We start from the raw sequence: 11,156 nt of genomic DNA, 5'->3' as shown, positions 1-11,156 counted from the left end.
AGAAAGTAGCGCTGGTGGCATGCATGAGAAAGTTGCTGACGATCCTGAATGCGATGGTGCGCGATCAAAAGCATTTCGCTGAAATGGCTTGAATTTCGACACGGTTGCTCACTCCGGCTTTGGACCGTGGGCCGCCGCGATGGGCCATCCTTGGCCCAGCGCGGCTAACCCGGCGTCCTGCCGGGTTACCCACGCTCCAAAGCCTGCGTTCGGCCAGCGTGGTTTAACGGGGCGCCCAAGATCAAGATCAAAAGCAGATCAACAGCACAGCGGCCTACAGGCCGGCTTGAGTGGTGTGGAGCAAAGGCAAAATCAAAATCTAAAGCGGCCACGATCCCCTGTAGGAGCTGGCTTGCCGGCGATGGTCGTCAACGATAACGCTGGCATCCTGATTCAGCGCGGCGCTCTCAGGTTTTTCGCCGGCAAGCCGGCTCCTACAGAAAAGCAGCTCTGCTTTGGCTTTTGCTCTGGCTTCTACCACTCAAGCCGGCCTGTAGGCCGCTGTGCTCTTGCTTTTGATCTTGATCTGACTGCCCCAATAAGCCCGAGGCCGAACGCAGGGATTGAGGAGCGGGTAAACCGGCAGGACGCCGGTTTAGCCGCGACGGGGCAGGGACGCCCCGTCGCGGCGGCCCGCGGAGCAATGCCGGAGTGAGGGAACACCGAGCCTTAGCGAGGTGCCGACAGGCGGGGCAGAGCGTTTTGGTTACTTTTGCGCTTTTCAAAAGTGACCCGCTGTAAGAGCGGAACCCTAAGCAGCCGTTACCTAAATAACGGATATGCCCCCCATTCACCGCACTCAAACTGCAACAACAGCCCTATCACCCCAACCAAGGATTGGCCGCCAGATGTTCACGTTCAAACGCCCTGATCTGCTCACTGCGCTGCAAGGTCGTGCCAATGGCATCCAACCCCAGCAACAACGCAGTCTTGCGCAACGTATCAATCTGGAACGAAATCACCTGCCCGTCCGCCAAAAGAATCTCCTGCGCCTCAAGGTCCACACTGATCTGCGCCTGTTCAGGCTGGCTGACGGTCTGCCCCAACCGCTGCAACACCGCCTCGTCCAGCGTAATCAACAACACCCCGTTACGCTGGCAGTTGTCATAAAAAATCCCGGCAAAACTGCTGCCGATCAGCGCCCGAATGCCCATCTGCTTCAAGCCCCACACCGCATGCTCCCGGCTGGAACCACAACCGAAGTTCGGCCCCACCACCATAAAGCTCGCGCCCTGCCAGGCCGGCTGGTTCAGCACGAATTGCGGGTTGGCCTCGCCCGACGGCAAGAAACGCAAATCAAAGAACAACCCGCGGTCCAGCCCATTGCGATCGATGCCCTTGAGAAACTGCTTGGGCATGATCACGTCAGTGTCGATATTGGCCGCCAGCATCGGCGCGGCCTTGCCGGTGATGCGAGTGAAGGGTTGCAGGCTCATGTGCGGTCTCCAAAGTAGCGAATATCCGTCAGGCGGCCAGTGATGGCAGCGGCGGCAACCATGGCCGGGCTCATCAGGTGGGTGCGTGCCCCCGCGCCCTGGCGGCCTTCGAAGTTGCGGTTGGTGCTGGAGGCGCAGCGATCGCCCGGCTCCAGCACATCGTCGTTCATTGCCAGGCACATCGAGCACCCGGACTGGCGCCATTCAAACCCGGCGTCGATAAAAATCGCGGCGAGGCCTTCGGCTTCAGCCTGGTCGCGCACTTCGGTGGAGCCCGGCACGATCATCGCCCGCACGTGGTCCGCCACGTGCTTGCCGCGCACCACGCTGGCGGCGTCCCGCAGGTCTTCGATGCGGGCGTTGGTGCAGGAACCGATAAACGCATGGCTGATGACGATCTCGCTCAACGGCATGCCGGCTTCCAGGCCCATGTAGTTCAGGGCGCGGCGCATGTCCTGGCGCAGGATCAGGTCGCTGACGTCTTGCGGGTCGGGCACGCGGGCGCCGATGGGCGCGGCCTGGTCGGGGCTGGTGCCCCAGGTGACCATCGGCTCCAGGGCCGTGGCGTCCAGGTGCACTTCGAGGTCGAACACTGCGTCTGCGTCCGAGTGCAGCTGGCGCCAGCCTGCAAGGGCGCGGTCCCACAGTTCGCCCTTCGGCGCGCGGGGTTTGCCCTTGAGGTAGGCGAAGACTTTTTCATCCGGCGCCATGAAGGCACCGCGTGCGCCCGCTTCCACCGCCATGTTGCAGATGGTCATGCGGGCCTCGACGCTCAGGGCATCGATGGTCGAGCCACGAAACTCAATGGCATAGCCGGTGGCACCCGAGGCACCGATCTTGCCGATCAGCGCCATGATCACGTCCTTGGAGGTCAGGCCGTGGGCCAATGCACCGTCCACGGTCACGCGCATGCTCTTCAGGCGTTTGTAGACCAGGGTTTGGGAGGCCAGCAAATGCTCGATTTCCGAGGTGCCGATGCCAAAGCCGAATGCGCCCAGTGCGCCATAGGTGGTGGTGTGGCTGTCGCCAGCGGCAATCACCATGCCCGGCAGGATAAAGCCCTGCTCCGGGGCGATCACGTGTTCGATGCCCTGGCGCTTGTCGAGGATGTCCAGCAGTTCAATCCCGAAGTCCCGGCAGTTTTCCGCCAGGTACGACACTTGCCGCGCGCCGCCCGCATCCGGCATGGCGGCAATGCGCTTGGGCGTGGTGGGGTTCACATGGTCGACCACCGCCAGCGCCGTGCCGGGGCGCCACACGCCGCGGCCTGCCTCGCGCAAGCCGCTGAAGGCCTGGGGGCTGGTGTATTCGTTGATCACCTGGCGGTCGATGTACAGCAGCACATGGCCCTGGTCATCCAGGCGGCACACCGTGTGGGAATCGATGTGTTTGTCGTAGAGGGTTCTGGCAGAAGTCATTATGGGGCTCGCTCAACGGTATGACCCCATCATAGGCAGCGCCCCCGCCCCATCAATCCCGCCTTGGTGATGACTCGGAACATGTTTCGTGTTGCATGAATGCGTATCTGAAACATTTACTTTCATATCCGCCTTAGGGTTTTGCGTTTCTCATCCGTCTTAACTTAGATACAGCCGCTCGCGTCAGCAAAAGCTACGGGTGGCGTTTTCCGGGCCTTTACTGCCCCCCTCCGATCAAGACCCTCATTCACATGTCGAAGAAGTCACGCTCAAAACTCTGGTTTCTCGTGCACAGCTGGCTGGCATTGCCCATCTGGTTCTTTGTGCTGATCGTCTGCGTCACCGGCACCCTGGCGGTGGTCAGCCAGGAGATCGTCTGGCTGGCCAACCCGGACATCCGCGCCAGCAAGCCGTCGGACGATGCCGAACCGCTCACCTACGACCAGGTGATCGGCGCCATCAAGCGCGCCGAACCCCAGGTGATCGTCGAATCCCTGAGCCGCCCGGACGAATCGCATTTCGCCCTCAGCGCCGACCTCAGCTACCCCGACGGGCGCTCGCTGGAGGTTTACGTCAACCCGTACACCGGGGTGATCCAGGGCATCAGCCCATCGTTCAACTTCCAGCAATTTACCCGAGCCCTGCATGGCTGGTGGCTGGTGCCGTTCACCAATGGTTACAGCTGGGGCTGGTACCTGGTCTCGCTGCTGGGCTTGCCGCTGTTGGCCTCGCTGGTCACCGGCCTCGTGGTCTACAAGCGCTTCTGGAAAGGTTTTTTCAGGCCGACGCTGCGCATTCGTCACGGTGCGCGGATTTTCTGGGGCGACTTCCACCGGTTGAGCGGCATCTGGTCGATCTGGTTTATCGCGGTGATTTCGATCACCGGCACCTGGTTCCTGATCCAGGCGATCCTGGGCGATAACCAGATCACCATTTCCAGCGAGCCTATCGTCCCGGCGATTGCCCGCGACAAAGTGCCGATGTCCGCCCCGGGCGTGCCGGCGCCCATGATTCCGCTGGACGAGGCGATCACCATCGCCACCCAGCGGATTCCAGGGCTCGAGGCCAGCTTTGTGAGCCTGCCCAGCAACGCCTACAGCCACCTGCGCATCGGCGGGCGTGGCTGGTACCCGCTGATGTTCCAGACCGCAGAAATCAACCCGTACAACGGCGAAATCGCTGCCTCGCACCTGCTGTCAGACCGTTCGGCCCTGGAGTTCGTCACCGAATCCATGCGCCCGTTGCACACCGGGGATTTTGGCGGGATCTGGATCAAGCTGATCTGGGCCTTCTTCGGCCTGGTGCTGAGCATGATGGTCTTGAGCGGCTTGCTGATCTGGACCAAACGCACGGCCCTGGCCACCCTCAATGCCCTGAAACGCGAAGCCAAAGCGTCCCGTCAACCGGCGAAAATCCAGGCCTTGCAGGCTGAAACCACGGAGGGCAACCGATGAACAAGGCCACGACGGTTCAACCGCCCTCGCCGCTGCGGGCCTTTTGGCTCAAATGGCGCTTCCACATCAATATTTTGCTGTTGCTGGTGCCCCTGGGCTTTATGCCCAAGTACTTCGCCGACGCGGCGCTGTTTCGCGGTGACAGCGGCCTCGGCGAACGGGAGATCGGCGACGTGCAGGTCGGCCCCTGGAGCCTGAAGCTCGCAGAGCTGCGCAACGAGCCTCCGCGCCCTGACCCGGCGGGCCCGATGAAATCCTTCAACGCGGCCCTGTGCACTGCCTGTACCGAGCAGGTCAAGGCCACCTACCTGCGCATCGGCAAGCCACGCAGCCTGCGGGCCGCCGGGGTGATTTTCTTCGGCACCCCGTACCGCATGGGCGCCGCGCTGCCGATCCCTGAACGCACGCCGCTGGACGCCGAAGTGTGGATCACCATGGAAGGCTGGGACGGCGCCATGCACCAGGCCTCCATTCCCTTGAGCCAGGCATCGCCGGCCACCATCGACTGGCTGAAAAAACGAGGAGTTAAACCATGACCTTGCAGCAATTGGCCCGCGCCTGTGGCGTGCTGATCCTCGGCGCCGGTTTCAGTACCGTTGCCCTCGCCCACAACCCGATGTGTGAATGCAAGGAAATCGCCGGTGAGCAGATCCAGTGCACCGGCGGTTTCTCCGATGGCAGCGGCGCCCCCGGCGTGACGCTCGACGTGATCGGCTATGACGAAACCATCCTGGTGCCCGGCAAGCTGGGTGAAGACTCGAAGCTGACCTTCAAGAAACCGTCCGCCGAGTTCTACGTGTTGTTTGATGCCGGCCCCGGCCACGTGGTGGAAATCGACCAAGCGGATATCCAGCCCCAATGAGCACGACTCACGTTGTTCGCCCGGCCGGTGCCGGGCACGAAACCCTGTACGTCCTGCTGCTGTGCCTGATCATCCTCGCCGTCGCCGGCACCGTGGTGGCCTTGCGCGGTGAACGCCAGGAGATCGCCGCCGTGCCCAGCCACCAACTGGACGCCCGTCGCGACCTCAGCGCCGCCGAGCAGGGCATCTATGCCGACCTGCGGGTGACCCTGGATGAAATCCACTTGCTGCAGGAAGAACACAGCGCCCTGCCGACACCCGGGCAACTGGCCGAAGAAGGCTTTGCGCCTTTCGCCCAGGACGCCAGCTCGGTGAGCCGTGGCGACCACCACTGGCAGTTGCTGGACACCGCCTACCTGGGACTGAGCCAGACCCCGGCCCTCAGCGGTTCGCTGCTGATGCGCATCAGTGGCGCCGAGCCGGATATCTGGCTCAACCGCAGCGCCAACCTCAAGCCTCCCACCGACCTCACTGACCAGGCGCTGATCAGCGCGGGCTGGCAGCAAGTGGTCGCGCAGTTCGATGCCGGTGTCACCCGCCAGCATCGTCATTGAATTCACGCTGTAGCCGAGAGAAGACCATGTCTATTTCATCGCCCTTATTACGCCTGGTGCTCGCAGGCTTGTTCAGTTTGCTGCTGGCGCCCATGGCCAGTGCCGACGCTGCCAAACGCCTGCGTATCGGTATCACCCTGCACCCGTATTACAGCTACGTCGCCAACATCGTGGGGGACAAAGCCGAGGTGGTGCCGCTGATTCCGGCCGGCTTCAACCCTCACGCCTACGAGCCCCGCGCCGAAGACATCAAGCGCATCGGCACCCTGGATGTGATCGTGCTCAATGGCGTCGGCCATGACGATTTCGCCGACCGCATGATCGCCACCAGCGAGCGCCCGGACATCCCGGTGATCGAAGCGAACGCCAACGTGCCGCTGCTGGCCGCCACCGGCAACGCCGCGCGCGGTGCCGGCAAGGTGGTCAACCCGCACACCTTCCTGTCCATCAGCGCCTCGATTGCCCAGGTGAATAACATCGCCCGGGAACTGGGCAAGCTCGACCCGGACAACGCCAAGACCTACACCCAGAACGCCCGCGCCTACGGCAAACGCCTGCGCCAGATGCGCGCCGACGCCCTGGCCAAACTCACCAGTGCGCCCAACCCGGACCTGCGGGTAGCCACGGTGCACGCGGCTTATGACTACCTGCTGCGGGAGTTCGGCCTTGAAGTCACCGCCGTGGTGGAACCAGCCCACGGCATCGAGCCGAGCCCCAGCCAGCTGAAGAAAACCATCGACCAGTTGCGGGAACTGGACGTGAAAGTGATCTTCTCGGAGATGGATTTCCCGTCCAGCTACGTCGACACCATCCAGCGTGAGTCGGGCGTGAAGCTGTACCCGCTGTCGCACATTTCCTATGGCGACTACAGCGCTGAAAAGTACGAAGTGGAAATGACCGGCAACCTCAACACCGTGGTACGGGCGATTCAGGAGTCCGGGGCATGACGGCGGCGGAACATTTGAAGGTGGCCAGTGTTGGCCCGACCCTCGACTTCAATAACGTGGCGCTGACCCTGGGCCGCACGGTGATCCTCGATGCGGTGAGCTTCCAGGTCCAGCCCGGCAGCATCCACGCGCTGGTCGGCCCCAACGGCGGCGGCAAAAGCTCGTTGATCAAGACCCTGCTGGGGCAAACGCCGCACCAGGGCCAGTTGAGCCTGCACTGGCCCGAAGGGCCGGGCACCATCGGCTACGTGCCCCAGGCGCTGGAGTTCGACCGGGGCTTGCCGATGACCGTGGACGACTTCATGGCTGCCATGTGCCAGCAGCGTCCGGCGTTTCTCGGGCTGTCCAAACATTACGCCGCCGCGATTGGCGAAGCACTCGAACGGGTCGGCATGCAGGACAAACGCAAACGGCGCATGGGCGCCTTGTCGGGGGGTGAACGCCAGCGGGTGCTGCTGGCCCAGGGCTTGATCCCGGCGCCGCAATTGCTGGTGCTGGACGAACCGATGTCGGCGCTGGACGAAGCCGGCATCCAGGTGTTCGAACGGCTGCTGAACGACTGGCGCCAGGCCGGGATCACCGTGCTGTGGATCGAACACGACCTGGAAGCCGTTGGCCGTTTGGCTGACCGTGTTACCGGCCTGAACCGCCGCGTGCTGTTCGATGCCACGCCCAAGGAGGCGTTGACCCCGGACCGTCTGCTGACCCTGTTCTCCACCCATCCACGGAGCCCGGCCTTATGAGCTACGAAGCCTTTCGCTTGATGGTCCAGGGTTGGGCGTCCTCCGGGTATTTGCCGGAAGCGCTGGCCTATGGGTTTGTGGTCAACGCCCTGCTCGCCGGGCTGCTGATCGGCCCGGTGCTGGGCGGCTTGGGCACCCTGGTGGTGGTCAAGCGCTTTGCGTTCTTTTCCGAAGCCGTGGGCCATGCCGCGCTGACCGGCGTGGCCGTGGGCATTCTGCTGGGAGAGCCCTACACCGGGCCTTACGGCAGCCTGTTCGGCTACTGCCTGCTGTTCGGCATCCTGCTCAACTACCTGCGTAACCGCACGGGGCTTGCGCCGGACACGCTGATCGGGGTGTTCCTGTCGGTGTCCCTGGCCCTGGGCGCGAGCCTGCTGCTGATTCTGGCGGGCAAGATCAACGTGCACATCCTCGAAAACGTGCTGTTCGGTTCGGTACTGACGGTGAACGGCAATGACCTGCTGGTGCTGGCGATTGTCGGCTCGCTGGTGATGGCCCTGGCGTTGCCACTCTACAACCGCATCATGCTCGCCAGCTTCAACCCGCAACTGGCAGCAGTGCGCGGGGTAGCGGTCAAAACCCTGGACTATCTGTTTGTAATCCTGGTGACGTTGATCACCGTCGCGGCGGTCAAGGTCATCGGCGCGATCCTGGTAGGCGCGTTGCTGGTGATTCCGGCGGCCGCCGCACGCCTGTTGAGCCAATCGCTCAAAGGCTTCTTCTGGATCTCGGTGCTGATCGCCACGGTCAGCACCCTGTGCGGGATCCTGCTGCCGATCCTCTTCGACCTGCCGATTCCGTCCGGTGCCGCGATCATTCTGGTAGCCGGTATCGCCTTCGCCCTCGCCGCCATTGCACGCGGCACGGTCCCCAGCCTGAAAGGGAATCTTGGATAATGCGCCCGATTTTTCGACCACTGATTCTGGCCCTGGCAATCGCCACACCGGCGTTCGCCGCCGACGGCGTCAAGCCGTTGCAAACCACCGCCAACCCAGGCGTCGGCCATGCGGCCCTGAACAAGGCCAAGGCCGCAACGCCGGTGAAAGTCCTTGCCGCCTTGCCGATCACCTATGGCCTGGCGCAGGTACTGCTCAAAGGCACCGACGTGCAGCTTGAGCGCGCAGCACCGGCCAACCTGCCCGGCTCGCGGCAAGTCGCCTATTTCACCGGGCGCGGCGCGCAAGCCCTGAATACGCTGGCGCAGGATGCCGATGCGGCCATCGGCCTGCGCTCGTTATGGCCCGACGACCCGCTGTATCCGGTGGCCCGGCGCAGCAATATCCGTATCGTCGAAATCGACGCCGCACGCCCGGTAGACGGCGGTTTGCCGGGGATTGCGATACAGCCTGGATCCATCGATGGCCTGAACAGCCAGCCGTGGCAGGCCAGCAACAACATGGGCCGCATGGCCGACGTGATGGCCGCCGACCTGAGCCGCCTGGCCCCCGAGGCCAAGCCGCAGATCGAAGCCAACCTGGCCGCGCTCAAGCAACGCCTGCTCAAGCTCACCGCCGACAGCGAGGCGCGACTGGCCAAGGCCGACAACCTGACGGTGGTCAGCCTGAGCGATCACTTTGGTTACCTGGTGAGCGGGTTGAACCTGGAACTGGTCAGCACCGATCCACGGGCGGATACCGAGTGGACACCCGAGGCGTTGCAGCAATTGAGCGAAGGCTTGAAAAAGAATGAGGTGGCCGTGGTGCTGCATCACCGCACGCCAAGCGAGGCGGTACAGGCGGCAGTCACGGCTGGCGGGGCGAAGTTGCTGGTGCTGGGCACCGATGGCGCCGACCCGGTGGCGGAGCTTGAGGGCAATGTGGATCAGGTGATCAAGGCGCTGTAACCCTGATTCCTACAGGTAAAACACAATAAGTGTGGAAGCGGGCTTGGTGAGGGGCTGCTTCGCAGCCCAGCGCGGGGCAAGCCCGCTCACCACAGCAAGCTCGCTCACCACAGCAGGCCCGCTCCCACATTGGGTTCTATGTGATGCCCGAGACCTGGATCAGCCAGCAAGCGCCTGGCTGTCCATCTTCTGGCGCAGGCTCAGCGGGCGCATGTCGGTCCACACCTCTTCGATGTAGGCCAGGCACTCTTTCTTCATCCCGCTCTTGCCCACGGTGCGCCAACCTTCCGGCACAGCCTTGTAGTCGGGCCAGATGGAATATTGTTCTTCATGGTTGACCACTACCTGAAACAGGATGTCTTCGCGGTCGAATACTGAGGTCATTGCTGTTCTCCGTCGGTGTAAGGCTGGCTGCGCACCATGCACAGCTGATGTAAGAAGGAACGTGCCAGCCCGGTAAAAAATTAGAGGCTGGTGACGGCTGCCGCCAGCGCGCGACCAAATATCTCGGCCACCCGGTCGATTTCTGCGGCGGTGATCACCAGCGGTGGCAGGAAACGCACAACGCTGCCGTGTCGCCCGCCCAGTTCAAGAATCAGCCCGCGCTTGAGGCATTCACGCTGCACCAGCGGTGCCAGTTGGCGATGCACCGGCGGATGGCCCTGGGTGTCGGGGACACCGGCGGGGTCCACCAACTCCACACCGAGCATCAGCCCGCGGCCACGAATATCCCCCAACTGCGGGAAGTCGCGCTGCAGGATGCGCAAGTGTTCGCCGAGGCGCTCGCCCATGGCCGCCGCGTGGGCGGGAATGTCGTGGTCCTTGAGGTAGCGCATCACCGCCGAACCAGCGGCCATGGCCATCTGATTGCCACGGAAGGTCCCGGCATGGGCACCCGGCAACCAGGTGTCGAGCCAGTCGCGATACACCACTACCGCCAGCGGCAGGCTGCCCCCAATGGCCTTGGACAACACCACCACGTCCGGAACGATGCCGGCGTATTCGAACGCAAACATCTTGCCCGTACGGCCGAAGCCGCTCTGGATTTCGTCGACAATCAACGCCACCCCGGCCTGTTCGGTAATGCGGCGCAGGCCGCGCAGCCAGTCGAGATCGGCCGGGATCACACCGCCCTCGCCTTGCACCACCTCGACGATCACCGCTGCCGGCAGCAATACACCGGCCTCGGGGTCGTTAAGCAGGTTTTCCAGGTAATGCAGGTTGACCTTCACGCCTTCTGCCCCGCCCAGCCCGAACGGGCAGCGATAGTCGTAAGGGAATGGCAGGAATTGCACGCCATTGCCGAGCAGCGCGCCCAAGGGTTTCTTCGGCCCCAGGCTGCCCATCAGGCTCAGCGCGCCCTGGCTCATGCCGTGATAACCGCCCTGGAACGACAACACCGTGCTGCGCCCGGTGGCGGTGCGCACCAGCTTCAGCGCGGCTTCCACCGCGTCGGTGCCGGTGGGGCCACAGAACTGGATCTTGGCTTCCCGCGCCAGCGCCGGCGGCAGCAGGCCGAACAGGTCCTGCACGAATTGATCCTTGACCGGCGTGGTCAGGTCCAGGGTGTGCAACGGCAATTCATCGCTCAGCACCTGGCGAATCGCCTCGATCACCACCGGGTGGTTGTGCCCAAGCGCCAGGGTACCGGCGCCGGCCAGGCAATCGATGAAGCTGCGGCCTTCGACGTCCTCGACATAAATCCCGCGCGCGCGCTTGAGCGCCAGGGGAATGCGCCGTGGATAGCTGCGGGCATTGGACTCCTGCTGGCGCTGACGGGCCAGCAACGGCGTTTCGTCGAACTGGTAGAGCGTTTCCGCAGGGACCGCCTGGGTCTCTTCAATACGGCTGGTAGCGACTGACATCTCTCGATCCCTCAATACGCTGATGATGGTGACC

At 63.3% G+C, this 11,156-nt stretch carries 12 protein-coding genes; 8 read left to right on the top strand and 4 right to left on the bottom strand.

Features of this window, described 5'->3' with window-relative positions:
- Positions 1 to 821: 821 nt before the first annotated feature.
- On the bottom strand, positions 822 to 1,436 hold the full coding sequence (gene leuD, locus P3C29_RS30900; protein ID WP_275966279.1) for a 3-isopropylmalate dehydratase small subunit: 615 nt from the start codon (positions 1,434 to 1,436) through the stop codon (positions 822 to 824).
- A complete protein-coding gene (gene leuC / locus P3C29_RS30895; RefSeq protein ID WP_201124925.1) occupies positions 1,433 to 2,854 on the bottom strand; it encodes a 3-isopropylmalate dehydratase large subunit in 1,422 nt (473 codons plus the stop codon). The genes leuD and leuC overlap by 4 nt, the downstream gene beginning before the upstream one ends.
- A gap of 251 nt (positions 2,855 to 3,105) precedes the next feature.
- Between leuC and P3C29_RS30890 the strand changes: the two genes are divergently transcribed.
- From P3C29_RS30890 to P3C29_RS30855, 8 genes are read left to right on the top strand one after another with little or no spacing between them, the layout of a single operon-like run.
- Positions 3,106 to 4,308, top strand: a complete 1,203-nt coding sequence (locus tag P3C29_RS30890) for a PepSY domain-containing protein (RefSeq protein WP_201124926.1) — start codon at positions 3,106 to 3,108, stop codon at positions 4,306 to 4,308.
- Complete coding sequence (locus tag P3C29_RS30885; protein WP_201124927.1) at positions 4,305 to 4,844, top strand: thiamine pyrophosphate-binding protein; 540 nt, start codon at positions 4,305 to 4,307, stop codon at positions 4,842 to 4,844. The genes P3C29_RS30890 and P3C29_RS30885 overlap by 4 nt, the downstream gene beginning before the upstream one ends.
- The gene (locus P3C29_RS30880) at positions 4,841 to 5,170 is read left to right on the top strand and encodes a hypothetical protein (RefSeq protein WP_177042805.1); all 330 of its coding nucleotides are present in this window, start codon (positions 4,841 to 4,843) and stop codon (positions 5,168 to 5,170) included. The genes P3C29_RS30885 and P3C29_RS30880 overlap by 4 nt, the downstream gene beginning before the upstream one ends.
- On the top strand, positions 5,167 to 5,724 hold the full coding sequence (locus tag P3C29_RS30875; protein ID WP_201124928.1) for a DUF6162 family protein: 558 nt from the start codon (positions 5,167 to 5,169) through the stop codon (positions 5,722 to 5,724). Before P3C29_RS30880 ends, P3C29_RS30875 begins: the two co-directional genes overlap by 4 nt.
- Positions 5,725 to 5,750: 26 nt before the next feature.
- Positions 5,751 to 6,671: a metal ABC transporter substrate-binding protein gene (locus P3C29_RS30870; RefSeq protein ID WP_029615742.1), complete on the top strand. Its 921-nt coding sequence runs from the start codon at positions 5,751 to 5,753 to the stop codon at positions 6,669 to 6,671.
- Positions 6,668 to 7,414 carry a metal ABC transporter ATP-binding protein gene (locus P3C29_RS30865; RefSeq protein WP_275966278.1) on the top strand — a complete coding sequence of 249 codons (747 nt, stop codon included), beginning with the start codon at positions 6,668 to 6,670 and terminating at the stop codon, positions 7,412 to 7,414. The genes P3C29_RS30870 and P3C29_RS30865 overlap by 4 nt, the downstream gene beginning before the upstream one ends.
- Positions 7,411 to 8,310 carry a metal ABC transporter permease gene (locus P3C29_RS30860; protein WP_275966277.1) on the top strand — a complete coding sequence of 300 codons (900 nt, stop codon included), beginning with the start codon at positions 7,411 to 7,413 and terminating at the stop codon, positions 8,308 to 8,310. Before P3C29_RS30865 ends, P3C29_RS30860 begins: the two co-directional genes overlap by 4 nt.
- Positions 8,310 to 9,257: a zinc ABC transporter substrate-binding protein gene (locus P3C29_RS30855; protein WP_275966276.1), complete on the top strand. Its 948-nt coding sequence runs from the start codon at positions 8,310 to 8,312 to the stop codon at positions 9,255 to 9,257. The genes P3C29_RS30860 and P3C29_RS30855 overlap by 1 nt, the downstream gene beginning before the upstream one ends.
- 159 nt (positions 9,258 to 9,416) lie before the next feature.
- On the opposite strand, the gene P3C29_RS30850 is transcribed toward P3C29_RS30855, so the two are convergent.
- Both P3C29_RS30850 and P3C29_RS30845 read right to left on the bottom strand, forming a co-directional pair.
- A complete protein-coding gene (locus P3C29_RS30850; RefSeq protein WP_003209001.1) occupies positions 9,417 to 9,641 on the bottom strand; it encodes an MbtH family protein in 225 nt (74 codons plus the stop codon).
- An 80-nt stretch (positions 9,642 to 9,721) separates the two neighbouring features.
- On the bottom strand, positions 9,722 to 11,122 hold the full coding sequence (locus tag P3C29_RS30845; protein ID WP_275966275.1) for an aspartate aminotransferase family protein: 1,401 nt from the start codon (positions 11,120 to 11,122) through the stop codon (positions 9,722 to 9,724).
- Positions 11,123 to 11,156 lie beyond the last annotated feature (34 nt).

Source organism: Pseudomonas sp. 1912-s, assembly GCF_029269205.1.
In the GTDB taxonomy this organism is placed as follows: domain Bacteria; phylum Pseudomonadota; class Gammaproteobacteria; order Pseudomonadales; family Pseudomonadaceae; genus Aquipseudomonas.
This window is presented reverse-complemented; position numbering and strand designations above follow the sequence as displayed.